General features: G+C 64.4%; 19 protein-coding genes. 11 read left to right on the forward strand and 8 right to left on the reverse strand.

From position 1 onward, the window contains the following. Nucleotides 1-60 precede the first annotated feature (60 nt). Nucleotides 61-1,101 (reverse strand): low specificity L-threonine aldolase, encoded by a 1,041-nt coding sequence (locus CC207_RS13135; protein ID WP_028688437.1) that lies wholly within the window; start codon nt 1,099-1,101, stop codon nt 61-63. A 272-nt stretch (nt 1,102-1,373) separates the two neighbouring features. Between CC207_RS13135 and CC207_RS13140 the strand changes: the two genes are divergently transcribed. From CC207_RS13140 to fdhA, 7 genes are all read left to right on the forward strand, one after another. Further along, complete coding sequence (locus tag CC207_RS13140; RefSeq protein ID WP_028688436.1) at nt 1,374-2,627, forward strand: serine hydroxymethyltransferase; 1,254 nt, start codon at nt 1,374-1,376, stop codon at nt 2,625-2,627. A 15-nt stretch (nt 2,628-2,642) separates the two neighbouring features. Further along, a complete protein-coding gene (locus tag CC207_RS13145) occupies nt 2,643-3,893 on the forward strand; it encodes a sarcosine oxidase subunit beta family protein (protein ID WP_088852227.1) in 1,251 nt (416 codons plus the stop codon). A 16-nt stretch (nt 3,894-3,909) separates the two neighbouring features. Continuing rightward, nucleotides 3,910-4,245: a sarcosine oxidase subunit delta gene (locus CC207_RS13150; RefSeq protein WP_028688435.1), complete on the forward strand. Its 336-nt coding sequence runs from the start codon at nt 3,910-3,912 to the stop codon at nt 4,243-4,245. Beyond that, nucleotides 4,242-7,259 (forward strand): sarcosine oxidase subunit alpha, encoded by a 3,018-nt coding sequence (locus CC207_RS13155; RefSeq protein WP_088852228.1) that lies wholly within the window; start codon nt 4,242-4,244, stop codon nt 7,257-7,259. Before CC207_RS13150 ends, CC207_RS13155 begins: the two co-directional genes overlap by 4 nt. Before the next feature lie 92 nt (nt 7,260-7,351). After that, entirely contained in the window at nt 7,352-7,984 is a 633-nt protein-coding gene (locus CC207_RS13160) for a sarcosine oxidase subunit gamma (RefSeq protein ID WP_028688433.1), read from the forward strand. 12 nt (nt 7,985-7,996) lie between these two features. Continuing rightward, nucleotides 7,997-8,854 carry a formyltetrahydrofolate deformylase gene (purU, locus tag CC207_RS13165; protein ID WP_028688432.1) on the forward strand — a complete coding sequence of 286 codons (858 nt, stop codon included), beginning with the start codon at nt 7,997-7,999 and terminating at the stop codon, nt 8,852-8,854. Between the two features lie 289 nt (nt 8,855-9,143). Continuing rightward, on the forward strand, nt 9,144-10,343 hold the full coding sequence (fdhA, locus tag CC207_RS13170; RefSeq protein ID WP_011536143.1) for a formaldehyde dehydrogenase, glutathione-independent: 1,200 nt from the start codon (nt 9,144-9,146) through the stop codon (nt 10,341-10,343). A gap of 81 nt (nt 10,344-10,424) precedes the next feature. Here fdhA and CC207_RS13175 read toward each other — a convergent pair whose 3' ends face one another. Further along, the gene (locus tag CC207_RS13175) at nt 10,425-11,237 is read right to left on the reverse strand and encodes an RHS repeat-associated core domain-containing protein (protein ID WP_232108732.1); all 813 of its coding nucleotides are present in this window, start codon (nt 11,235-11,237) and stop codon (nt 10,425-10,427) included. A gap of 152 nt (nt 11,238-11,389) precedes the next feature. On the opposite strand from CC207_RS13175, the gene CC207_RS13180 reads away from it, so the two are divergent. Beyond that, nucleotides 11,390-11,578 (forward strand): hypothetical protein, encoded by a 189-nt coding sequence (locus CC207_RS13180; RefSeq protein WP_028688431.1) that lies wholly within the window; start codon nt 11,390-11,392, stop codon nt 11,576-11,578. A 172-nt stretch (nt 11,579-11,750) separates the two neighbouring features. Beyond that, the gene (locus CC207_RS13185) at nt 11,751-12,323 is read left to right on the forward strand and encodes a DUF2780 domain-containing protein (protein WP_088852229.1); all 573 of its coding nucleotides are present in this window, start codon (nt 11,751-11,753) and stop codon (nt 12,321-12,323) included. A gap of 32 nt (nt 12,324-12,355) precedes the next feature. Here the strand turns inward: CC207_RS13185 and CC207_RS13190 are convergent, their stop codons facing one another. Further along, complete coding sequence (locus CC207_RS13190) at nt 12,356-13,513, reverse strand: MFS transporter (RefSeq protein WP_232853376.1); 1,158 nt, start codon at nt 13,511-13,513, stop codon at nt 12,356-12,358. A 206-nt stretch (nt 13,514-13,719) separates the two neighbouring features. Between CC207_RS13190 and CC207_RS13195 the strand changes: the two genes are divergently transcribed. Together CC207_RS13195 and CC207_RS13200 are read left to right on the forward strand one after the other, a co-directional pair. Continuing rightward, on the forward strand, nt 13,720-14,625 hold the full coding sequence (locus CC207_RS13195) for a LysR family transcriptional regulator (protein ID WP_028688428.1): 906 nt from the start codon (nt 13,720-13,722) through the stop codon (nt 14,623-14,625). Nucleotides 14,626-14,677: 52 nt separating this feature from the next. Next, entirely contained in the window at nt 14,678-15,451 is a 774-nt protein-coding gene (locus CC207_RS13200; RefSeq protein WP_028688427.1) for a ParA family protein, read from the forward strand. Here the strand turns inward: CC207_RS13200 and trxC are convergent. The 5 genes from trxC to betA form a co-directional block, all read right to left on the reverse strand. Further along, nucleotides 15,448-15,882 carry a thioredoxin TrxC gene (gene trxC, locus CC207_RS13205; protein ID WP_088852230.1) on the reverse strand — a complete coding sequence of 145 codons (435 nt, stop codon included), beginning with the start codon at nt 15,880-15,882 and terminating at the stop codon, nt 15,448-15,450. The two genes, CC207_RS13200 and trxC, sit on opposite strands and share 4 nt — an antisense overlap. A gap of 44 nt (nt 15,883-15,926) precedes the next feature. Continuing rightward, nucleotides 15,927-17,387: a protein adenylyltransferase SelO gene (gene selO / locus CC207_RS13210; protein WP_088852231.1), complete on the reverse strand. Its 1,461-nt coding sequence runs from the start codon at nt 17,385-17,387 to the stop codon at nt 15,927-15,929. A gap of 79 nt (nt 17,388-17,466) precedes the next feature. After that, a complete protein-coding gene (mscK, locus tag CC207_RS13215) occupies nt 17,467-20,772 on the reverse strand; it encodes a mechanosensitive channel MscK (protein ID WP_084941999.1) in 3,306 nt (1,101 codons plus the stop codon). 35 nt (nt 20,773-20,807) lie between these two features. Next, entirely contained in the window at nt 20,808-22,550 is a 1,743-nt protein-coding gene (locus CC207_RS13220) for a potassium/proton antiporter (RefSeq protein ID WP_088852232.1), read from the reverse strand. Between the two features lie 164 nt (nt 22,551-22,714). After that, nucleotides 22,715-24,412, reverse strand: a complete 1,698-nt coding sequence (gene betA, locus CC207_RS13225; RefSeq protein ID WP_028688422.1) for a choline dehydrogenase — start codon at nt 24,410-24,412, stop codon at nt 22,715-22,717. Between the last annotated feature and the right edge of the window lie 65 nt (nt 24,413-24,477).

Genomic DNA, 24,477 nt, shown 5'->3' on the forward strand with positions numbered 1-24,477 from the left:
CGCTCCCACAAGAGGCTTGGAATGCTCGTGGGAGCGGGCTTGCCCCGTGATGACGATATATCAGGCAGCAAAGATGGCGCGGATGTCCGCCGCCAGTTCACGCACCCGGGCTTCCTGGGTATCCCACGAACACATGAACCGCGCCCCACCGCTGCCAATGAAGGTATAGAACCGCCACCCCTTGTTGCGCAGCACTTCCAGCGCATGCTCCGGCATCTGCAGGAACACGCCGTTGGCCTCCACCGGGAACATCAGCTCCACCTCCGGCAAATCGCTCACCAGCGATGCCAGCAGCTGCGCGCAGTGGTTGGCATGCTTGCCATGACGCATCCACGCGCCGTCTTCTAGCAGACCAACCCATGGCGCCGACAGGAAACGCATCTTCGATGCCAACTGCCCGGCCTGCTTGCAGCGGTAGTCGAAGTCCTCGGCCAGGGCGCGGTTGAAGAACAGGATCGCCTCGCCCACCGCCATGCCGTTCTTGGTGCCGCCGAAGCACAGCACATCGACCCCGGCCTTCCAGGTCAGTTCGGCCGGCGAACAGCCGAGGAACGCGCAGGCATTGGTGAACCGTGCGCCGTCCATGTGCAGGTTCAGGCCCAGTTCCTTGCAGGTGGCGCTGATCGCCTTGAGCTCGTCGGGGCGATACACCGTGCCCACTTCGGTGGCCTGGGTGATGGTCACCACGCGGGGCTTGGGGTAGTGGATGTCCTGGCGCTTGAGCGCCACTTCGCGGATCGACTGGGGCGTCAGCTTGCCGTTGACGCTGGCGGCGGTCAGCAGCTTGGAGCCGTTGGAGAAGAACTCCGGCGCGCCGCATTCGTCGGTCTCGACGTGGGCGGTCTCGGAGCAGATAACGCTGTGGTAGCTCTGGCACAGCGAGGCCAGGGCCAGGGAGTTGGCGGCGGTGCCGTTGAAGGCGAAGAACACCTCGCAGTCGGTCTCGAACAGCTTGCGGAAGTATTCCGAGGCGCGTTCGGTCCACTGGTCGTCGCCATAGGCGCGTTCGTGGCCCTGGTTGGCCTTTTCCATCGCGGCCCAGGCTTCGGGGCAGATGCCGGAGTAGTTGTCGCTGGCGAATTGTTGGTTGTTGTCGATCATGACGCCTGTCCTTTTGTACGACGCAGGAACGCACTCTAAACCATCGATTTGGCGGTTGCCTATACAGGCTGTTTGAGCCGGATGCGGTCTCTTGGGAGAAGCGGCGCACCGCCGCTCCCACGCAACTTTCCTCAGCGCCTTGAACAATGTCGTAAACGCGCCATTGCAAGGCGCGCGCAGGCATCTGTGCCCCGGTGCCCGGCCATACCATCGCTGCAAAGGGTGGGAAAACCCTCACCAGACAAGAAACGATCGCTGCCGGGAGATACACGATGTTCAGCAAGCAAGACCAGATCCAGGGTTATGACGACGCACTGCTGGCGGCGATGAATGCCGAGGAACAGCGCCAGGAAGATCACATCGAGCTGATCGCCTCGGAGAACTACACCAGCAAGCGCGTGATGCAGGCCCAGGGCAGCGGCCTGACCAACAAGTACGCCGAGGGCTACCCGGGCAAGCGCTACTACGGCGGCTGCGAGCACGTCGACAAGGTCGAGGCGCTGGCCATCGAGCGCGCCAAGCAGCTGTTCGGCGCCGACTACGCCAACGTCCAGCCGCACTCCGGCTCCTCGGCCAACGGCGCCGTGTACCTGGCTCTGCTGCAAGCCGGCGATACCATCCTGGGCATGAGCCTGGCCCATGGCGGCCACCTGACCCACGGTGCCAAGGTGTCGTCCTCGGGCAAGCTGTACAACGCCGTGCAGTACGGCATCGACACCACCACCGGCCTGATCGACTACGACGAAGTCGAGCGCCTGGCCGTCGAGCACAAGCCGAAGATGATCGTCGCCGGTTTCTCGGCCTACTCGAAGACCCTCGATTTCCCACGTTTCCGCCAGATCGCCGACAAAGTCGGGGCGCTGCTGTTCGTCGACATGGCCCACGTCGCGGGCCTGGTCGCCGCCGGCCTGTACCCGAACCCGATCCCCTTCGCCGATGTCGTCACCACCACCACCCACAAGACCCTGCGCGGCCCGCGTGGTGGCCTGATCCTGGCCAAGAGCAACGAAGAGATCGAGAAGAAGCTCAACGCCGCCGTGTTCCCCGGCGCCCAGGGTGGCCCGCTGATGCACGTGATCGCCGCCAAGGCGGTGTGCTTCAAGGAAGCGCTGGAGCCTGAGTTCAAGAGCTACCAGAAACAGGTCATCGAAAACGCTCAGGCCATGGCCCAGGTGTTCATCGACCGCGGCTACGACGTGGTCTCCGGCGGCACCGACAACCACCTGTTCCTGGTCAGCCTGATTCGTCAGGGCCTGACCGGCAAGGACGCCGACGCCGCCCTTGGCCGCGCTCATATCACCGTCAACAAGAACGCCGTGCCCAACGACCCGCAGTCGCCGTTTGTCACCTCGGGCCTGCGCATCGGCACCCCGGCCGTCACCACCCGCGGCTTCAAGGTCGCCCAGTGCGTGGCGCTGGCCGGCTGGATCTGCGATGTGCTGGACAACCTGGGCGACGCCGATGTCGAGGCCGATGTGGCCAAGAACGTCGCCGCCCTGTGCGCCGACTTCCCGGTCTACCGCTGAGTGGAGCAGAACACCATGCAACGTTATTCAGGCTTCGGCCTCTTCAAGCACTCCCTCAGCCACCACGAGAACTGGCAGCGCATGTGGCGCACGCCGACGCCGAAGAATGTCTACGACGTGGTCATCGTTGGCGGTGGCGGCCATGGCCTGGCGACTGCCTACTACCTGGCCAAGGAACACGGCATCACCAACGTGGCGGTGGTCGAGAAGGGCTACCTGGGCGGCGGCAACACCGCCCGCAACACCACCATCGTGCGTTCCAACTACCTGTGGGACGAGTCGGCGCACCTGTATGAACACGCCATGAAACTGTGGGAGGGGCTGTCGCAGGACATCAACTACAACGTGATGTTCTCCCAGCGCGGCGTCTACAACCTGTGCCACACCCTGCAGGACATCCGCGACTCCGAGCGTCGGGTCAACGCCAACCGCCTCAATGGCGTGGACGGCGAGCTGATCCGCACCGAGCAGGTGGCGGCCGAGATCCCGTACCTGGACTGCTCGAAGAACACCCGCTACCCGATCCTCGGTGCCACCGTACAGCGCCGTGGCGGCGTGGCCCGTCACGATGCCGTGGCCTGGGGCTTCGCCCGTGCCGCCGACGCCCTGGGCGTGGACCTGATCCAGCAGACCGAGGTGATTGGCTTCCGTAAAGAGAATGGCGCCGTGATCGGTGTCGAAACCAACAAGGGCTTCATCGGCGCCAAGCGCGTCGGCGTGGTCACCGCTGGTAACTCCGGGCACATGGCCAAGCTGGCCGGTTTCCGCCTGCCGCTGGAGTCGCACCCGCTGCAGGCACTGGTATCGGAGCCGATCAAACCGATCATCGACAGCGTGATCATGTCCAACGCCGTGCACGGCTATATCAGCCAGTCCGACAAGGGCGACCTGGTGATCGGCGCCGGTATCGACGGCTGGGTCGGCTACGGCCAGCGCGGCTCCTACCCAATCATCGAGCACACCCTGCAGGCGATCGTCGAGATGTTCCCGATCCTCTCCCGGGTGCGCATGAACCGCCAGTGGGGCGGCATCGTCGACACCACGCCGGACGCCTGCCCGATCATCTCCAAGACCCCGGTGAAGAACATGTTCTTCAACTGCGGCTGGGGCACCGGCGGCTTCAAGGCCACCCCGGGCTCGGGCAACGTGTTCGCCGCGAGCCTGGCCAAGGGCGAGATGCACCCGCTGGCCGCGCCTTTCTCCATCGACCGTTTCTACAACGGCGCGCTGATCGACGAACACGGCGCCGCTGCCGTCGCCCACTGACCCGGAGACAACCGTCATGTTGCAAATCTTCTGTCCCCACTGCGGCGAGCTGCGCTCCGAGGAAGAATTCCACGCATCAGGCCAGGCGCACATCGCCCGCCCACTGGACCCCAACGCCTGCTCCGACGAGGAGTGGGGCACCTACATGTTCTTCCGCGACAACCCGCGTGGCATCCACCATGAACTGTGGGACCACGTCGCGGGCTGCCGCCAGTACTTCAACGTCACCCGCGACACCGTGACCTACGAGATCCTGGAAACCTACAAGATCGGCGAGAAGCCGCAGGTTACCGCCGCCTCGAAACAGAGCACCGCGCCAGCGACCGCCAAGGGCCAAGGGGAAAAAGTATGAGCCAGACCTATCGCCTCGCCAGCGGCGGCCGTATCGACCGCAGCAAGGTGCTGAACTTCAGCTTCAACGGCAAGACCTACCAGGGCTATGCCGGCGACACCCTGGCCGCCGCGCTGCTGGCCAACGGCGTCGACATCGTCGGGCGCAGCTTCAAGTACTCGCGCCCGCGCGGGATCATCGCCGCCGGTACCGAGGAGCCGAACGCGATCCTGCAGATCGGCTCCAGCGAAGCCACCCAGATCCCCAACGTGCGCGCCACCCAGCAGGCCCTGTATGCCGGCCTGGTGGCCACCAGCACCAACGGCTGGCCAAACGTCAACAACGACATGATGGGCATCATCGGCAAGGTCGGCGGCAACATGATGCCGCCCGGGTTCTACTACAAGACCTTCATGTACCCCAAGTCGTTCTGGATGACCTACGAGAAGTACATCCGCAAGGCGGCGGGCCTGGGCCGTGCGCCGCTGCAGAACGATCCGGACAGCTACGACTACATGAACCAGCACTGCGACGTGCTGATCGTCGGCGCCGGCCCTGCTGGCCTGGCCGCTGCGCTGGCTGCCGCGCGCAGCGGCGCCCGGGTGATCCTGGCGGACGAGCAGGAGGAGTTCGGCGGCACCTTGCTCGACAGCCGCGAAACCCTTGATGGCAAACCAGCCGTCGACTGGGTCAATGCCGTCGTTGCCGAGCTGGAGTCGCTGCCGGAAGTCACCCTGCTGCCACGCAGCACGGTCAACGGCTATCACGACCACAACTTCCTGACCATCCACGAGCGTCTGACCGACCACCTCGGCGACCGTGCGCCCATCGGCCAGGTACGCCAACGCGTGCACCGTGTGCGCGCCAACCGTGTGGTCCTGGCTGCTGGCGCCCATGAGCGCCCGCTGGTGTACGGCAACAACGACCTGCCGGGCAACATGCTGGCGGGTGCCGTGTCCACCTACGTGCGCCGCTATGGCGTGGCGCCGGGCCGCAAGCTGGTGCTGTCGACCAACAACGACCACGCCTACCGCTGCGCTTTGGACTGGCACGAAGCGGGTCTGCAGGTGGTCGCCATTGCCGATGCCCGCCACAACCCACGCGGTTCGCTGGTCGAAGAGGCTCGCGCCAAAGGTATCCGTATCCTCACCTCCAGCGCCGTGATCGAGGCCAAGGGCAGCAAGCACGTCACTGGCGCCCGCGTGGCCGCCATCGATGTGCAGGCGCACAAGGTTACCAGCCCGGGTGAAACCCTCGAGTGCGACCTGATCGCGACTTCCGGCGGTTACAGCCCAGTGGTCCACCTGGCCTCGCACCTGGGCGGTCGCCCGGTCTGGCGTGAAGACATCCTCGGCTTCGTCCCGGGCGATGCACCGCAGAAGCGCGTGTGCGTCGGAGGCGTGAACGGCGTCTATGCCCTGGGCGATGTGATCGCTGACGGCTTCGAGGGCGGTGTTCGCGCCGCCACCGAGGCCGGCTTCAAGGCCAGCGTCGGCACCCTACCGAAAACCCTGGCGCGCAAGGAAGAAGCCACCGTGGCACTATTCCAGGTGCCCCACGACAAGGGCACCGCCCGTGCGCCGAAGCAGTTCGTCGACCAGCAGAACGATGTCACCGCCGCCGCCATCGAGCTGGCCACCCGCGAAGGCTTCGAGTCGGTCGAGCACGTCAAGCGCTACACCGCCCTGGGCTTCGGCACCGACCAGGGCAAGCTGGGCAACATCAACGGCCTGGCCATCGCCGCCCGCTCGCTCGGAATCGGCATCCCGGAAATGGGCACCACCATGTTCCGCCCCAACTACACGCCGGTGACCTTCGGCGCGGTGGCGGGCCGGCACTGCGGCCACCTGTTCGAGCCGGTGCGCTTCACCGCCCTGCATGCCTGGCACATCAAGAACGGGGCCGAGTTCGAGGACGTCGGCCAGTGGAAGCGCCCGTGGTACTTCCCCAAGCCCGGCGAAGATATCCACACCGCCGTGGCCCGCGAATGCAAGGCTGTGCGTGACAGCGTCGGCCTGCTGGACGCCTCGACCCTGGGCAAGATCGACATCCAGGGCCCGGACGCGCGCGAATTCCTCAACCGCATCTACACCAACGCCTGGACCAAGCTCGACGTGGGCAAGGCCCGCTACGGCCTGATGTGCAAGGAAGACGGCATGGTCTTCGACGACGGCGTGACCGCCTGCGTCGGCGACAACCACTTCATCATGACCACCACCACCGGCGGCGCCGCCCGTGTGCTGCAGTGGCTGGAGCTTTACCACCAGACCGAATGGCCAGAGATGAAAGTGTACTTCACCTCGGTCACCGACCACTGGGCGACCATGACCCTGTCCGGCCCCAACAGCCGCAAGCTGCTGGCCGAGGTCAGCGACATCGACCTGGACAAGGAAGGCTTCCCGTTCATGAGCTGGAAGGAAGGCCTGGTTGGCGGCGTGCCGGCACGGGTGTTCCGCATCTCGTTCACCGGCGAGCTGTCGTACGAGATCAACGTCCAGGCCAACTACGCCATGGGCGTGCTGGAGCAGATTGTCGAGGCGGGCAAGAAGTACAACCTGACCCCGTACGGCACCGAGACCATGCACGTGCTGCGTGCCGAGAAGGGCTTCATCATCGTCGGCCAGGACACCGACGGCTCGATGACCCCGGACGACCTCAACATGAGCTGGTGCGTGGGTCGCAACAAGGCCTTCTCGTGGATCGGCCTGCGCGGCATGAACCGTGAAGATACCGTGCGCGAGAACCGCAAGCAGCTGGTGGGCCTCAAGCCTGTGGACCCGAACGTGTGGCTGCCGGAAGGCGCCCAGCTGGTGTTCGATCCCAAGCAACCGATCCCGATGGACATGGTTGGTCATGTCACCTCCAGCTACGCGGCCAACTCCCTGGGCTATTCGTTCGCCATGGGCGTGGTCAAGGGCGGCCTCAAGCGCCTGGGTGAGCGGGTGTATTCGCCCCAGGCCGACGGCAGCGTGATCGAGGCCGAGATCGTGTCTTCGGTGTTCTTCGATCCGAAGGGCGAGCGGCAGAACGTTTGATTCCAGGATGACGGGATCTGCGAGGGAGCGCTCAAGCCCGCTCCCTCGAGGTCAGCGTGGTTCCTCGCACAAGAATTCAAGGCAGGTAAGAAATGAGCGCTATCAACGTCTTCCAGCAAAACCCAGGCAGCGATGCCAAGGCCCAGTCGCCGCTGCACCACGCCGACCTGGCCAGCCTGGTCGGCAAGGGCCGCAAGAACGCAGGCGTGACCCTGCGCGAGAAGAAACTCCTCGGTCACCTGACTATCCGTGGCAATGGCCATGACCAGGCCTTCGCCGGCGGCGTGCACAAGGCCTTGGGTCTGGAGCTGCCGGTGGCTCTGACCGTGGTCGCCAACAGCGAGATGTCGCTGCAATGGGTGGGCCCGGACGAGTGGCTGCTGATTGTCCCCGGCGGCCAGGAGTTCGCCGTCGAGCAGAAGCTGCGCGATGCCCTCGACGGCCAGCATATCCAGGTGGTCAACGTCAGCGGCGGACAGACCCTGCTCGAGCTACGCGGCCCGAACGTGCGCGACGTGCTGATGAAATCCACCAGCTATGATGTACACCCGAACAACTTCCCGGTGGGCAAGGCCGTTGGCACCGTGTTCGCCAAGTCGCAACTGGTGATCCGGCGCACCGCCGAGGACACCTGGGAGCTGGTGATCCGCCGCAGCTTCTCTGACTACTGGTGGCTGTGGCTGCAGGACGCGTCGGCCGAATACGGCCTGGCCATCGAAGCGTAAGGAGCATTACCCATGAGTCGGGCACCGGACACTTGGATCCTCACTGCCGACTGCCCGAGCATGCTCGGCACGGTCGATGTGGTGACGCGTCATCTCTACGAGCAACGCTGCTACGTCACCGAGCACCATTCCTTCGATGACCGGCTGTCGGGGCGGTTCTTCATTCGCGTGGAGTTCCGTGCCCCCGATGGCTTCGACGAGGACGGTTTTCGCGCAGGCCTGGCCGAGCGCAGCGAAGCCTTTGGCATGGCGTTCGAGCTGACCGCGCCGAATCACCGCCCCAAGGTGGTGATCATGGTGTCCAAGGCCGACCACTGCCTTAACGACCTGCTGTATCGCCAGCGCATCGGCCAGCTGGCCATGGACGTGGTCGCGGTGGTGTCCAACCATCCTGACCTCGAGCCGCTGGCACATTGGCACAAGATCCCCTATTACCACTTCGCCCTCGATCCGAACGACAAGCCGGCGCAGGAGCGCAAGGTGCTGCAGGTGATCGAGGAGAGCGGCGCCGAGCTGGTGATCCTCGCCCGCTACATGCAGGTGCTGTCGCCGGAGTTGTGCCGGCGACTGGATGGCTGGGCGATCAACATCCACCACTCGTTGCTGCCCGGTTTCAAGGGCGCCAAACCGTATCACCAGGCCTACAACAAGGGCGTGAAGATGGTTGGCGCCACGGCGCACTACATTAACAACGACCTGGACGAAGGGCCGATCATCGCCCAGGGCGTCGAGGTGGTTGACCATGCGCACTATCCCGAGGACCTGATCGCCAAGGGGCGCGATATCGAGTGCCTGACCCTGGCGCGGGCTGTGGGTTATCACATCGAGCGACGGGTGTTCCTCAACGCCAATCGGACTGTGGTGCTTTGACATTGGGGCTGCTTTGCAGCCCATCGCGACACAAGGCCGCTCCCACAGGTAAAGCGCAAGTCTCAGGGGTTGCGCTGGCCATGTAGGAGCGGCCTTGTGTCGCGAAAGGGCCGCACAGCGGCCCCGGCTTTTGGCCTGCCGTGAACAGGCATTTGCTTGTCGCATCCAGTCACCGCCCCGCCTCCTATCCAGCCCACAATTCCCTTCATTCCAGTAACACAGGCCGCCCACGGAAAGGCGGCGCTTTCCACCACCGCTGCATAAATACAAATCAAGCGAGGTAAGAAGCATGTCTGGTAACCGTGGAGTGGTGTATCTCGGCGCGGGCAAGGTCGAGGTGCAGAAGATCGACTACCCCAAGATGCAGGACCCGCGCGGCAAGAAGATCGAGCACGGCGTCATCCTCAAGGTGGTCTCCACCAACATCTGCGGCTCCGACCAGCACATGGTCCGCGGCCGCACCACCGCCCAGGTCGGCCTGGTCCTGGGTCATGAAATCACCGGTGAAATCGTCGAAATGGGCCGTGACGTCGAACGCCTGAAAATCGGCGATCTGGTGTCGGTACCCTTCAACGTCGCCTGCGGTCGCTGCCGCTCGTGCAAGGAGATGCACACCGGCGTCTGCCTCACCGTCAACCCGGCCCGCGCCGGTGGTGCCTACGGTTACGTTGACATGGGCGACTGGACCGGCGGCCAGGCCGAGTACGTACTGGTGCCCTACGCCGACTTCAACCTGCTGAAACTGCCGGACCGCGACAAGGCCATGGAGAAGATCCGCGACCTGACCTGCCTGTCCGACATCCTCCCCACCGGTTACCACGGCGCCGTCACTGCCGGTGTCGGCCCGGGCAGCACCGTCTACGTCGCAGGTGCCGGCCCGGTCGGCTTGGCCGCCGCCGCTTCCGCCCGCCTGTTGGGCGCTGCCTGCGTGATCGTCGGCGACCTCAACCCGGCCCGGCTGGCCCATGCCAAGTCGCAAGGTTTCGAAGTGGTCGACCTGTCCAAGGACACTCCGCTGCACGAGCAGATCATCGATATCCTCGGTGAGCCGGAAGTGGATTGTGCCGTCGATGCCGTTGGCTTCGAGGCCCGTGGCCATGGCCATGAAGGCGCCAAGCACGAGGCCCCGGCCACCGTGCTCAACTCGCTGATGCAGGTGACCCGCGTGGCTGGCAAGATCGGTATTCCGGGCCTGTACGTGACCGAGGATCCGGGCGCAGTGGATGCCGCTGCCAAGATTGGCGCGCTGAGCATTCGTTTCGGCCTGGGTTGGGCCAAGTCCCACAGCTTCCACACCGGGCAGACCCCGACCATGAAGTACAACCGCCAGTTGATGCAGGCGATCATGTGGGATCGCATCAATATCGCCGAAGTGGTGGGGGTACAGGTGATCAGCCTGGATCAGGCGCCGGAGGGGTATGGCGAGTTTGATGCGGGGGTGCCGAAGAAGTTTGTGATTGATCCACATAAGACGTTTAGTGCGGCTTAACAGAATGCACCAGTGCCCCGTTTGGGGCATTGGTTTTTAGATGTTTACCGTGCGGTTGTACAGGGCTTGTGCGAGCGTCATTTAAGGCTCCCCTAATCTCAGCACTTGGTTTGCTTTTGAAATGTCGCTCTGGAGTGATGGCAGAATAACTCTTAACTCTAGCCAGTCATCTATGAAGTTGTATTGTGTTCGCAAGAATTTCATTCGTGATTTAGCCATTGTTTCGTCTTCACTGGCTCGCTTGTAATGCGCTTTATCACCTCTGTCCGAGCCGGTATGCCGCTCCATGGTTTTTTGAGCTGCTGCTGCTGTTTTCTCATGCGCGATGTATTGTTGGGCTTCCTCTCTTGAGCTGTATCTATTGAATTTTCCGATTAACGCATTCGACTCATCAATTCCATTGGATATGGCTTGTTTGTACTCTGTTCCTAGTTTGGCTGGTTTGTTCGGGTTAAGCATGCGTTTCCCGTCGCTCAAGAACGACTCGTACAGCTTTCCGCCATTAACCCCGATGGGGTCCAGTAAATGCCCAAGGGGCCTTTTAATACCAGCGTGACCGCTCGGGTCAATGTTGTTGACTGGGTCGCCTGAGCAGTACATGTAGCTATTGATGCCACCGACACCAAATGGGCTTAGGTGGTCCGCCGAGATGAAGCGCATTAATTGTGGACTGAATATTCGATATCCGTTTCCCAGCAGGTAGTGGCCCGTGTGCTCCCGAAGCTGAGCGTTGAAACTCAATATGGGGGGCTTAGTCAATTTTGCGGATGAGCCTCCGTAAGGCGCATACGATAATTTAAGTTCGTCCGGCAGTTGGCGATGGAGCAGAATGGATCCTTGCATGTCTGAAGCCAGCAAGCCGGTGCCTGACTTGATTTTGTATTTCTGTGCCATGTGAACTCCGTCTGGAGGCAGGTTTCGCTCTACTCTGCGACGAAGGTTAGCCGAGTGACAACTGGCAAAAATATCAGGTCTGGGAAAGCTCCTACTCATTCTCAGGTTGTTTCTCACTGGATTCGTGAGGGCTCAGGAATGGTGTCGTGCCCATGGAATACGTGCTGGCCAACGTCTCCCACTACCTGATGTTCGCCTTCAGCGACAGCTACCGGGCACTGGACCGTATCGAGGACGAGGAGACGCGGCAGTTGCTCAAGCTTGGGCTGCGGGCCATGCAGATCGCCTGGGGGCAGGCGGATGCGCTGGCCTGTGCGGTGGAGAACAGAGCCGGCCAGTAAATGTCCATCGCGGGGCAAGCCCGCTCCCACGAATGACCCAGGGCTTCGTGGGAGCAGCTTGCCCCGCGATAAGACCCTGCAATGAACACCGATGGCCGGCCCGGAACAAACCCCCGGCGCTCCAGTCCAATCCCTCGTTTTCCGGCCATTCCGGCCGACGAGGTCCCTCCTGATGAAAGCAATCACCCTGGCAACCCTGATGACCCTGGCCGCAAGCCCGGTGTTCGCCTTCAACCTCAGCGACGCGGCCAACGCCGTCTCGGCCATGCAGAACCAGAACCAACAGGGTCAGGTGCAGGCGCCGGCCGGCCAGGCCAACCTCCTCAACACCTTGGGCAGCGAATTGAAGATCACCCCAGAGCAGGCCATCGGTGGTGCCGGGGCGATGCTGGGGCTGGCGCGCAACAACCTCAGCGGCGACGACTATGGGCAACTGACCAAGGCCGTGCCCGGGCTGGACCTGCTGTCGGGCACCAATGCGCTGGGAGGGCTGAGCGGCCTGGGGCAGTTGCTCGGCAATGACAAGAACAGCTCGGCGCTGAGCAACGCGCTGGGCGGTGAGGTGCAGAACCGCCGCGACCTGGACAACGCCTTCAAGGCGCTGGGCATGGATACCGGGATGATCGGGCAGTTCGCGCCGTTGATCCTGCAGTACCTGGGGCAGCAAGGAATTGCCGGGTCGTTGTTGCAGAACCTGGGCAGCCTGTGGAACGCCCCTGCGCCGTTGAGCCAGCCATCGGTCTGAGCGTCTGACACCGGCACTGAGCGGTCGTGGGATCAGCCTGACTTAGGCGCCAACTTGCTCAGGTGCAGCGCCACCAGCAATGCGACCGCCAGCAGGCTGGCAATGAACAGCCCTGTCCCGTTCCAGCCCCACCGGTGCCAGAACACCCCGCCGGCAGTCCCGGCGACACTTGATCCCGCGTAGTAGCAGAACAGGTAAAGCGAAGACGCCTGTCCCTTGGCCTTCAGCGCCCGGCGGCCGATCCAGCTGCTGGCCACCGAGTGCGCGCCGAAGAAGCCGAAGGTGAACACCAGCATGCCGACGATGATCATCGCCAATGGGGTGGCCAGGGTCATCAACAGGCCCCCGGCCATCACCAGTATGCTGGCCCAGAACACCTTGCGCCGTCCCAGCCTGTCGGCCAGGGCGCCGACCTGCGCCGAACTGTATATCCCTGACAAATACACCACCGACAGCAACCCGACCAGCGCCTGGTTCATGTGATAGGGCCCAGCCAGCAGGCGGTAGCCGATGTAGTTGAACAGGGTGACGAAGGCGCCCATCAGCAGGAAGGCTTCGAGGAACAGCCAGGGCAACCCTGCGTCCCTGAAGTGCATGGCGAAGCCGTCCAGCAGGCTGCGCGGATTCAGGGCCTGGGGCCGGAAGTTGCGCGATTCGGGCAGCACTTTCCAGAACACCAGCGCCGCTGCCAGGGCCAATCCGCCGATGGTGAGCATCGCCGTGTGCCAGCTGACAAAGTCGATCAGCACGCCGGTGATCAGGCGCCCGCTCATGCCGCCGATGGCGTTGCCACCGATGTACAGGCCCATGGCCAGGCCGATGTGCTGCGGGTGGATTTCTTCGCTCAGGTAGGTCATCGCCACCGCCGCCAGGCCGCTCAACGACAAACCCACCAGGGCGCGCGTCGCCAGCACCAGCTCCCAGTTCGGCATCACCGCGCTGGCCAGGGTCGACAGGGCGGCGCAGAGCAGGGCGAAGACCATCACCGGCTTGCGCCCGATGCGGTCGGAGATCGGCCCGGTGACCAGCAGCCCGAACGCCAGCATGGCGGTGGACACCGACAGCACCAGGCTGCTCTGCGCGGCGTTGATGGAAAACTCCCGGGACAGCAGCGGCATCATCGGCTGCACGCAGTACAACAGGGCAAAGGTGGCGAAGCCACCGCTGAACAGGGCCAGCACGGTCTTCATGAAGGCGGGGGAGCCTTTCTCGATCCAGGTATCGTCGACGACAGGCTCGGGTTCGGCAGGCAGGGGGACTACGACGGATCTCACAGAGGGTACCTCGGGCGCTGGGGCCGGTGCTGCGGTAAAAAAAGCATATAGCTGGCTAATGATTAGATCCAATATATTGTTCGACCCGTTCAAGACGTTTTACGACCTGTTTGGAGTCGATCATGGAGTTGCGTCATCTGCGCTATTTCATCGCCGTGGCCGAGGAGCTGCACTTCGGCCGCGCCGCTCAGCAGCTGGGTATTTCCCAGCCACCCTTGAGCCAGCAGATCCAGGCACTGGAACAGGAGTTGGGCGCGCGCCTGTTCGAGCGCACCAACCGTCGGGTCGAGTTGAGCGAGGCCGGGCGGCTGTTCCTCGAGGAGGCGCGCCAGGTGCTGGCGCAGGTGGAGAAAGCTGCCGACGTGGCACGACGAGCGCAACTGGGCGAGTTGGGCGAGATGAAGATCGGCTTCACCTCGTCGGCACCCTTCACCTCGCGGATTCCCCAGGCAATTCGGGCCTTCCGCCAGCGCTATCCGTCAGTGCACCTCAACCTCAAGGAAATGAGCAGCCGAGAAGTGGTGGAGGCGGTGTTCGACGAGTCCATCGAAATCGGCCTGATGCGACCGATGCCGTTGCCGGAAGGGATCGCTTGCACCGAGCTGTTCCGCGAACCCCTGGTAGCCGTGCTCAATGCATCGCACCCGCTGGCCATTGGCAGCGAACAGGGTGTACATATGCAAGCCCTGGCCCATGAGCCGTTCGTATTCTTCCCGCGCAGCTACGGCAGTGGCCTGCATGCCCAGTTGCTGAGCCTGGCGCGCCAGGCGGGTTTCAGCCCGCATTTCGCCCAGGAAGCCGGTGAGGCGATGACCATCATCGGCCTGGTGTCGGCGGGGTTGGGTGTTTCGGTGTTGCCGGCCTCGTTCCAGCGCATGCGCATCGAAGGCGTGGTGTACCGCACGTTGCTCGACGAAGAGGCCATGACCGCCGTGTGGCTGGTACGTCGCGAGGCGCCCGGCTCGGCCATGGCCAATGCCTTCATCGCCCTGCTGGCCGGGCTGGAACAGCCCGAAGGTGCTGGCTAAACCGCTGCGCTGACCACATACTCGGGCATTCGTTGATACACGGAGGTCTGACATGCGGCGCGTGGTGTTCAATCAGAAAGGTGGCGTGGGCAAGTCGAGCATTGCCTGTAATCTCGCGGCGGTCAGTGCCAGTGAAGGCTATCGGACCCTGCTGATCGACCTGGATGCCCAGGCCAACTCGACCCAGTACCTGACCGGCCTGACCGGCGACGACATCCCCATGGGCATCGCCGACTTCTTCAAGCAGTCGCTGTCCAGCGGGCCGTTCGCCAAGAAGAACAAGGTCGATATCTACGAAACCCCCTTCGACAACCTCCACGTGGTGACCGCCACCCCGGAGCTGGCCGACCTGCAGCCCAAGCTCGAGGCCAAGCACAAGATCAACAAGCTGCGCAAACTGCTCGACGAGCTGGACGAAGACTACGAGCGGATCTACATCGATACGCCGCCGGCGTTGAACTTCTACGCGGTTTCCGCACTGATCGCCGCCGATCGCGTGCTGATTCCCTTCGACTGTGACAGCTTCTCGCGCCAGGCGCTGTACGGCCTGCTGGCCGAGATCGACGAACTCAAGGAAGACCACAACGACGAGCTGGTGGTCGAGGGTATCGTGGTCAACCAGTTCCAGTCACGGGCCAGCCTGCCCCAGCAGATGCTCGACGAGCTGCTGGCCGAGGGCCTGCCGGTACTGCCGGTGTACCTGGGCAGTTCGGTGAAGATGCGCGAATCCCACCATGCCAGCCTGCCGTTGATCCACCTGGAGCCACGGCACAAGCTTACCCAGCAGTTCGTCGAGTTGCATGATCTGCTGGAGCGCAGCGCCTAGACACCCTGGCTGCGCAGCCACTCCAGCAACGACTGCAGTGGGAACGCGCCGGCCTGGCGAGCCACTTCGCGGCCGTTCCTGAACAGGATCAGGCTGGGGATCGAGCGGATGCCGAGCTGGCCGGCCAGGTTGCGGTTGGCCTCGCTGTCGAGCTTGGCCAGGCGGCAGCGGCCGGCGAGGTGACGGGCGGCCTGTTCGAACACCGGGGCGAAACTCTTGCAGGGGCCGCACCAGTCGGCCCAGACATCCAGCAGCAACGGCAGGTCGCCTTTGATCTGGGCGGCGTAGGTGCCCTCGTTCAGTTCGAAGGGCTGAGCGAGCAGCACGTCCTGCTTGCAGCGGCCGCATTTGGGGCTGTCGCCCAGGCGCTCGGCGGGCAGGCGGTTGAGGCCGTTGCAGTGAGGGCAGGGGATTACCAGGGGGGCGGACATTTTATCTCCTTGATGTGGCTGGGGCCGCGTAGCGGCCCCGGGGTTCATGACGAACAGCTGATTTCCAGGTGCTTGCCCCACTCAGGTGGCCGTTCGGCATAGGCCTGCATCCCGGGCTGTTCCTCGAACGGCTTGCCCAGCACCTGATGCAGCCGCCGCACTTCACTGTAGTCGCCCGCCTCGGCGGCTTCGATGGCCTTCTGCGCCAGGTAGTTGCGCAGCACATACAGGGGATTGATCGCATGCATGCGCTCGCGGCGCCCTTCTGCATTGCCCGCTTCGCGCGCGCAGCGCGCCTGGTAGTCGGTGCTCCAGGCGTCGAAGCCGGCCAGGTCGATGAAATCTTCCCGCACCACCTGCAGGGCCTGGGCCACGGGCTGCTCGCCCAGGCGGCGGAAGAACAGGGTGTAGTCCACGCCCCCCCGCTGCATGCACTGCAGCAGGCGCTCGACCAGCGCCATGTCGTCGTCCTCGGCCGTGGTCAGCCCCAGGCGGCGGCGCATCAGGTCAAGGTAGTGCGCCTGGTACAGCGGCAGGAACAGCCCCAGCGCCTCCTTCAGCGGCTCGACTTCGATCACCGTGGTCAGGGCCTGGGCCAGGGCGCTGAGGTTCCAGTGGGCGATTGGCACCTGGTTGGCGTAGCTGTAGCGGCCCCGGTCATCGGAATGGTTGCAGATGAAGTTGGCGTCGAAGTCGTCGAGGAAGGCGTAGGGGCCGAAGTCGAAGGTGATGCCCAGGATCGACATGTTGTCGGTGTTCATCACTCCGTGGCAGAAGCCATAGGCCTGCCAGCGGGCGATCAGCTCGGCGTTGCGCTCGACGAGGGTGCGGAACATGGCCAGGTAGGGCTGCTCGGCGTCGCGGCACTCGGGGTAGTGCTGCTCCAGCACATGGTCTATCAGCACCCGCTGCTGTTCCGGTTGCTTGGTGTAGTAGAAGTATTCGAAGTGGCCGAAGCGCACGTGGCTTTGGGCCAGGCGCAGGAGCATGGCAGCGCTCTCGCGGGCTTCGCGCCATACCGGGGTGCTCGAGCCGATCACGCACAGCGCGCGGCTGCTGGGAATGCCCAGGGCGTGCAGGGCCTCGGAGGCGAGGAATTCGCGGATCGACGAGCGCAGCACGGCGCGGCCGTCGCCCATGCGCGAGTAGGGCGTCTGGCCGGCGCCCTTGAGGTGCAGGTCCCAGTGCTCGCCGGCATCGTTGAGAACCTCGCCCAGCAGCAGGCCACGACCATCACCCAGGCGCGGGTTGTACGAGCCGAACTGGTGACCGGAATACACCATCGCCCGTGGGTCGGCCTCTTCCCAAAGCTTGTGGCCGCTGAACAGCTCGGCGAACACCGGCAGCTCGGCCTGTGCCGGGTCGAGATCGAGCAGGGCCATGGCCGATTCACTGGCGACGACCAGGCGTGGATCGGCGATCGGGTCGGGCAGGACCTGGGTGGAGAAGGCATCGCCGAGTTGGGCGAAGCGGTTGTCGAAGGTGAGTTGCTCGAGGGACTTCACGGGGCCTGCTCCTGGATTCGGTGCCATCGAGGGCAAAGCCCTCGCCTGCATTCTGGAGGGCATGCCTGTCGTAGTCCACTCAGCTCGGCGGCGTGCTGTCCGGTTTGCCGTCCATCGGGATCAATTGCTGCTTGCCGTTCTTCGGGTCCATGAGGAACACCTCCACCTGGCGCACCGAGATCTTGATGTTGTGCGCCTTGAACTCGCGGTTGATATAGCGGTTCAGCTCGTCCAGGGTCGGGTTGCGGTCGCCCAGGTCGCGCACATGCATGCGCAGCTCGTGGTCCAGCGAGCTTTCGCCGAAGTTGAGGAAGTACACCAGCGGTTCCGGATCCTTGAGCACCCGTGGGTTCTCGTGGGCGCCCTTGAGCAGCAGGTCGCGCACCAGGTCAAGGTCCGAGCCGTAGTCGATGCCCAGCTTCAGCGTCACCCGGGTGACCGTGTCGGTCAGCGACCAGTTGATCAGCTGGCCGGTGATGAAGGTCTTGTTGGGGACGATGATGTCCTTGCGGTCGAAGTCGGTGATGGTGGTGGCGCGGATGCGGATCCTGCTCACCGTGCCGGACAGGTTGCCGATGGTGATGGTGTCGCCGATGCGCACCGGGCGCTCGAACAGGATCATGATGCCGGAGATGAAGTTGGCGAAGATCTCCTGCATGCCGAAGCCCAGGCCCAGCGACAGGGCCGCCACCAGCCATTGCAGCTTGTCCCAGCTGACCCCGAGGGTGGCCAGGGTGCTGACGATGCCGACGCCGGCGATCACATAGGACAGCAGCGTGGTGATGGCGTAGGCGCTGCCCTGGGCAAGGTTCAGGCGCGACAGCACCAGCACCTCGAGCAAGCCCGGCAGGTTGCTGGCCAGGGCCACGGCGATGCCGGCGATGACCATGGCGCCGAGCAGGTCGCCGAGGCTGATCGGTACCATGCTCGCCGCCGCGCCGGTGCCGCTGCTGTATTCGTAGAGGGTGATGTTGTTGAGGTAGGCGAATACCGTGATCAGGTCTGCCCAGACCCAGTACAGCCCGCCGATGAAGCCGCCGAGCAGGGCCAGGCGGATCAGACGCAGGGACTGCTGGTTGACTTGCTCGATGTCCAGGGTCGGCTCCTCGACCACCACTTCGCCGTCGAGCCCCTCCTTGGCCGCCTGGCGTTTGCTCAGGGCGCGCTGGTAGGCCAGGCGCCGCGCCGCCACCGACAGGCCGCGCACGAATGCGGCCTCGATCACCAGCCAGAACAGCAGCAGGTAGAGGGTGTAGATCAGCCGGTCGGTGAGCTTGAGGGCGGTGTAGTAGTAGCCGAAGCACACCGCCACGAACAGGGCGATGGGCAGGGCGGTGAAGGCCACCCCGACGGCCTTGCGGAACAGCGAGGTGTTGCGGTGCGCCGGGCTGCTCAGCAGCAGGCGGCTGAGCAGCCAGGCCATCAGCGCGTAGCAGGTCAGTACCACGCCGATGCCCAGCACGTCCTCGGCCAGGGCCGATGGCTGGTGTTCGGCCACCGCCACCACGCCGACCAGGGCCAGCACCACGGTGCCGAGCCGGCGCACCCAGCCGCGCAGGAACTCGACCTGCGGCTTGTGCCAGCGGAAGTGGATCTCGGCCACGCCGCCCGGGGCGAGGATACGGTAGGCGGTGTAGAACACCAGCCAGGCCTGGGCGATCTGCCACAGGGCGGCGCCGAGGTTGGCGTTCTGCCCGCGGGCATCGAGCTGCAGGGCGTAGCTGCCCAGGGTCAGGGCCAGGGCCACCGGCAGGGCCAGGAGGATGTTGATCAGGATCGCCTGGGGCGTGTGCCACTGGCTGTCGCGCTTGAAGTGGCCGATGTCCTGGTGGACCTTGCCCAGCCGTCGGTACAGCGCCTTGCGCCGCCACAGCAGGGCGCCGATCACCAGGATCAGCGGCAGGAACAGCAGCGGCTGTTGCACCAGGCCGTCCGCCAGCTCCTTGATGCCTGCGCCCCAAGGCAGGCTGGCCACCTGGGTGGTCAGGCGCTCGGGTACCTCGCGCAGCCATTGCCAGTCCAGCGGCTTGTTGCTGGGGATCCAGAACATCTGTTCTTCCAGCGTGGTGCGCAGGTTCTGGGCGGTGCTCAGCAGTTGCTTCTGGTTCAACTGCAGGGTGATGCATTCGTTGAGCAGCGCCGACAGCTCGCGGTTCAATCGTTCGAGCAAGTCGCTGCGGGTGATCGCCACTTCCAGCAGGGCCTTGCGCAGTTGCGGGGTGACATCTTCCTCGGGCTGGCTGGCCAGCAGCTTGTCCACATAGGTGGACGGGCTGCTCATCTGTTCGCGTTCCTGGTTGATCTCGAACTGGTAGAGGCGGATATCGGCGATCTGGTCGGCCAGGTTGCGGTCAAGCTTCAGGTGCGGCAGGGCCTGCTTCTGCTTGTAGAGGATCTTCGACAGCAGCAGGCTGCCCTTGAGCACGTTGATCTGTTCGTCCAGGGCCTGGTCGGCCTGGGTGAGGCTGTCGAGCTGTTGCTTGGTACGCAGGTTCTGCTGGGTCACCTCGTTGAGGCGATCGGTGCTGCGCAGCAGGTAGTCGGACAGTTGCAGGTTGGCGGTGCTCTCGGTGGCCAGCAGGTTGCTGCCGCCGGCCTTCTGCGCCTCGATCGACTGGCGGGTGACGGCCTGTTGCGACTGGGCCAGGCGCTTTTCGTTGATCAGCGTCTGCAGGTCCTGGATTTCCTGCTCCAGGCGGGTGGCGCGCTCGATCAGCAGGTCGTGGCGGGCGTTGCCCAGGTCCTGCAGCACGCTGTTGCCGGCCAGTTCCTGGCGGCGCAGCAGGGTCAGCGCGTTGAGCGAGGCCAGCTCGGCGTTGAGCTGGTTGCGCTGGTCGGCGTTGATCGCCTTGCCGTTGTCCTTGCCGCTCTTGAGGCTGCTGTTGATCTGCTGGGCGCGCATCTGGTTGCCGCTGATCTCGGCCTGGGCGCGTTCAGGACGGGTCTGCGCATTGATGATCAGGCTGTTTGCTTCGGACAGCGCCTTTTGCAAATCGCCCTGCTGGGTGCTGCGTTCGCTGAGCATCTGCTCGAGCTGCGGTACCGTCAGGCTGGCGTAGCGCTGCGCCACCGGCGGGGTGGTGCTGGCCTTGAGCTTGATCAACTCGCGCTGGCTGTCGCGGATCTCCTGGGGGGCGCCGGCCAGCTGCTGCTTGAGGGCTTCGAGCTTCTTTTCGCTGTCGTCGCGGGCGTTGAGCAGCGCCAGGGTCTGCTCCAGCACCTGCTGCACGGCTTTCTGCTCGGTTTCCGGCAGCTTGCGCTCGGCGATCTTGCTCAGGCTGCTCTGGATGCCCGGGGTGGTCGGGACTTCCACCGCGCCGGCGGCGAACGAGAGGGTCAGGCACAGCCCCAGCAGGGCTGCGCGGCAATGGTCACGCAGGGACATAGGCAGAGTTCTTGTGTTACGCGGCAAATCGGAGTTTAGAGGAACAGCCCGGGTCCGGGGCGGGTACCTTCGGGGAATCTGACGCCCACTTTCTGGATCTTGTTCCCGTCCATGACCGCGACGGTCCAGATCGTGCCGTGCCATTCGATCTGGTCGCCTACTACTGGCGCGCCTCCGACCTTCTGTCGGATGAACTGCGCCAGCGGCATGTTCGCGTCCAGGCCATCGAGTTTCAGGCCATACAGCGCGGCCACCGCGCCCAGTTCGGCATCGCCTTCGAGGACGAAGTCGCCGAAGAAACGCAGGTCCAGGCCACGCTGTGGTGCCTGGCTGAACAGCTTGCCCAGCGCCGGCAGGTTATGTTCGTGGCCGATCACGCAGAGCATGTCGCCGACTTCCAGCACGGTGCTGCCCGATGGGTGCAGCAGTTGCTCGCCGCGAAACAAGGCGGCGATGCGCGTGCCCTCGGGCATCTTCAGCTCGCGCAGGGCGGCGCCGATGCACCATTTCTCGGCGCCCAGGCGGTAGACGAACAGCTCCCACTCGCTGGTGACGTGCACTTCGAGTGCGGAGCGGGAAATCGGCGCCGGGTCCGGCGGTACCGTGACCTTCAGCAGCTTGGCCATCCACGGCAGGCTGGTGCCTTGCACCAGCAGTGACACCAGCACGATGAAGAAGGCCAGGTTGAAGAACAGCTGGGCCTGGGGCAGCCCCGCCATCAGCGGGAACACCGCCAGGATGATCGGTACCGCGCCACGCAGGCCGACCCAGCTGATAAAGCCTTTCTCGCGACCATGGAAGGCCTTGAACGGCAGCAGGGCGGCCACCACCGACAGCGGGCGGGCCACCAGGATCATCCACAGCGCCAGGCCCAGGGCCGGCAGGGCGATGGGCAGCAGGTCGTGGGGCGTGACCAGCAGGCCGAGCACCAGAAACATGCCGATCTGCGCCAGCCAGGCCATGCCGTCGAGCATGTGCAGGATGCCGTGGCGGCTGCGGATCGGCCGGTTACCCAGCACCAGGCCGCACAGGTACACGGCCAGGAAGCCGCTGCCGTGCAGGGCGTTGGTCAGGGAGAACACCGCCAGTCCGCCGGCTACCACCAGGATCGGGTACAGGCCGCTGGCCAGGTTGATGCGATTGACCAGTTGCAGCATCAGCCAGCCGCCGCCCAGGCCCATCAGCCCGCCGATGCCGAACTCGCGCAGCAGGTGGGTGAGCAGGCTCCAGTGCAGGCCGGTCTGGCCGCTGGCGATCATGTCGATCAGGGTGACGGTGAGGAACACCGCCATCGGGTCGTTGCTGCCCGACTCGATCTCCAGGGTGGCGGTGACCCGCTCGTTCAGGCCCTTGCCGCCGAGCAGCGAGAACACCGCCGCGGCATCGGTGGAGCCGACGATGGCGCCGATCAACAGGCCCTGGATCAGGTTCAGGTTGAACAGCCAGGCGGCGACCATGCCGGTCAGGCCGGTGGTGATCAGCACGCCGACCGTGGCCAACGACAGGGCCGGCCACAGCGCCACGCGGAAGCTCGCCACCCGGGTGCGCAGGCCGCCGTCGAGCAGGATCACGGCGAGTGCCAGGTTGCCCACCAGGTAGGCGGTCGGGTAGTTGTTGAAGATGATGCCGCCACCATCGACCCCGGCAATCATGCCGACCGCGAGGATGATGACGAGAATGGGGATGCCCAGGCGCGATGACAGCGAGCTGACCAGGATGCTTGCGCCCACCAGTAAAGCGCCGATCAGGAACAGGCTGTTGATGGTGCTCGCATCCAAAGGTGGTACTCCGGGATATCGCGGGGGAAGGGACCTGGAAGCATGAACTAGCAGGTCGCGTGCCAATCGATTCTAACCTGATGAATTGGCAGGCTGTAAAGCGTTTCTGCAGATGTAGAAAAGGCACCTCGAGAGGTGCCTTTTCTTGTGTTGCCGCAGCAGGCTTACGCTTGCTTCACTTCACGCATCGGCTTGCCCTTCACCGGTGCATCGCCGGCCACGTAGTACTTGGCGGTGCTGCGCGGCAGCGGCTTGCGGCCACGGATCTTGTCCGAGATCTTCTCGGCGATCATGATCGTGGTGGCGTTGAGGTTGCCGGTGATGATCAGCGGCATGATCGAGGCGTCGACCACGCGCAGGCCCTGCATGCCATGCACGCGACCTTCGCCGTCGACCACTGCCATGTCGTCGGTGCCCATCTTGCACGAGCAGGATGGGTGGAAGGCGGTTTCGGCGTGCTCGCGGATGAACTTGTCCAGCTCTTCGTCGGTCTGCACGTGGGCGCCTGGGCTGATCTCGCGACCGCGGTACGGGTCCAGCGCCGGCTGGGCCATGATTTCGCGGGTCAGGCGAATACCGTCGCGGAATTCCTGCCAGTCCTGCTCGGTGGACATGTAGTTGAACAGGATGCTTGGGTGCTGGCGCGGGTCTTTCGATTTGGCCTGGATGCGACCACGGGCTGGCGAGCGCATGGAACCCATGTGCGCCTGGAAGCCGTGTTCTTTCACACCGTTCGAGCCGTTGTAGTTAATCGCTACCGGCAGGAAGTGGTACTGGATGTTCGGCCACTTGAATTCAGGACGGGTGCGGATGAAGCCACCGGCCTCGAACTGGTTGCTGGCGCCGATGCCGGTGCCGTTGAACAGCCACTCGGCACCGATGGCTGGCTGGTTCCACCACAGCAGCGACGGATACAGCGACACCGGCTGGGTGCAGGCGTACTGCAGGTACAGTTCGAGGTGGTCCTGCAGGTTCTCGCCGACGCCTGGCAGGTCGTGGACCACCGGGATGTCGAGGCTTTCCAGCAGTGCGCGCGGGCCGACGCCGGAGCGCTGCAGCAGCTGCGGCGAAGCGATGGCGCCGGAGCTGACGATGACTTCCTTGCGCGCGCGGGCTTCGACACGCTCTTCGCTGTCACCGACCAGGTAGGTCACGCCGACGGCGCGCTTGCCGTCGAACAACACGCGGTCAGTCAGGGCGTGGGTGACGATGGTCAGGTTCGGGCGTTTCTTGGCCTGGTCCAGGTAGCCGCGGGCGGTGCTGGAGCGACGGCCGTTCTTGGTCACCGAACGGTCCATCGGGCCGAAGCCTTCCTGCTGGTAGCCGTTGAGGTCTTCGGTGCGCGGGTAACCGGCCTGCACGCCGGCTTCGACCATGGCGTGGAACAGCGGGTTGTTGCCGGCTTTCGGCGTGGCCACGCTGACAGGGCCGTCGCCACCGTGGTAGTCGTTCGGGCCGATGTCGCGGGTTTCGGCTTTACGGAAGTACGGTAGGCAGTCCAGGTAGGTCCAGTCTTCCAGGCCCGGCAGTTCCGCCCAGCCGTCGAAGTCCATGGCGTTGCCGCGGATGTAGCACATGCCGTTGATCAGCGAGGAGCCACCCAGGCCCTTGCCGCGGCCACACTCCATGCGGCGACCGTCCATGAACGGCTCCGGATCGGTCTCGTAGGCCCAGTTGTAGCGACGGCCCTGCAGCGGGAAGGCCAGGGCGGCCGGCATCTGGGTGCGGAAGTCGAAGCGGTAGTCGGGGCCACCGGCTTCCAGCAGCAGCACGGTGACGCTGGCGTCTTCGGTCAGGCGGGTGGCCAGGGTGTTACCGGCCGAGCCGGCACCGACGATGATGTAATCGAATTCTTGGGACATGAAAAGTACCCTCGTTGGCGGTGGTCAGGGAGCGCAAGCGCCCGTGCGCGAAGGCACGGGCGTGG

The sequence above is a fragment of the Pseudomonas sp. DrBHI1 genome, from assembly GCF_002205115.1.
In the GTDB taxonomy this organism is placed as follows: Bacteria; Pseudomonadota; Gammaproteobacteria; order Pseudomonadales; family Pseudomonadaceae; genus Aquipseudomonas; species Aquipseudomonas mosselii.

Bases quoted from the DNA above. Each gene is read 5' to 3' on its own strand.
- CC207_RS13135 (WP_028688437.1), bottom strand. From the start codon at position 1,101: ATGATCGACAACAACCAACAATTCGCCAGCGACAACTACTCCGGCATC.
- CC207_RS13140 (WP_028688436.1), top strand. From the start codon at position 1,374: ATGTTCAGCAAGCAAGACCAGATCCAGGGTTATGACGACGCACTGCTG.
- CC207_RS13145 (WP_088852227.1), top strand. From the start codon at position 2,643: ATGCAACGTTATTCAGGCTTCGGCCTCTTCAAGCACTCCCTCAGCCAC.
- CC207_RS13150 (WP_028688435.1), top strand. From the start codon at position 3,910: ATGTTGCAAATCTTCTGTCCCCACTGCGGCGAGCTGCGCTCCGAGGAA.
- CC207_RS13155 (WP_088852228.1), top strand. From the start codon at position 4,242: ATGAGCCAGACCTATCGCCTCGCCAGCGGCGGCCGTATCGACCGCAGC.
- CC207_RS13160 (WP_028688433.1), top strand. From the start codon at position 7,352: ATGAGCGCTATCAACGTCTTCCAGCAAAACCCAGGCAGCGATGCCAAG.
- purU (WP_028688432.1), top strand. From the start codon at position 7,997: ATGAGTCGGGCACCGGACACTTGGATCCTCACTGCCGACTGCCCGAGC.
- fdhA (WP_011536143.1), top strand. From the start codon at position 9,144: ATGTCTGGTAACCGTGGAGTGGTGTATCTCGGCGCGGGCAAGGTCGAG.
- CC207_RS13175 (WP_232108732.1), bottom strand. From the start codon at position 11,237: ATGGCACAGAAATACAAAATCAAGTCAGGCACCGGCTTGCTGGCTTCA.
- CC207_RS13180 (WP_028688431.1), top strand. From the start codon at position 11,390: ATGGAATACGTGCTGGCCAACGTCTCCCACTACCTGATGTTCGCCTTC.
- CC207_RS13185 (WP_088852229.1), top strand. From the start codon at position 11,751: ATGAAAGCAATCACCCTGGCAACCCTGATGACCCTGGCCGCAAGCCCG.
- CC207_RS13190 (WP_232853376.1), bottom strand. From the start codon at position 13,513: ATGAAGACCGTGCTGGCCCTGTTCAGCGGTGGCTTCGCCACCTTTGCC.
- CC207_RS13195 (WP_028688428.1), top strand. From the start codon at position 13,720: ATGGAGTTGCGTCATCTGCGCTATTTCATCGCCGTGGCCGAGGAGCTG.
- CC207_RS13200 (WP_028688427.1), top strand. From the start codon at position 14,678: ATGCGGCGCGTGGTGTTCAATCAGAAAGGTGGCGTGGGCAAGTCGAGC.
- trxC (WP_088852230.1), bottom strand. From the start codon at position 15,882: ATGTCCGCCCCCCTGGTAATCCCCTGCCCTCACTGCAACGGCCTCAAC.
- mscK (WP_084941999.1), bottom strand. From the start codon at position 20,772: ATGTCCCTGCGTGACCATTGCCGCGCAGCCCTGCTGGGGCTGTGCCTG.
- betA (WP_028688422.1), bottom strand. From the start codon at position 24,412: ATGTCCCAAGAATTCGATTACATCATCGTCGGTGCCGGCTCGGCCGGT.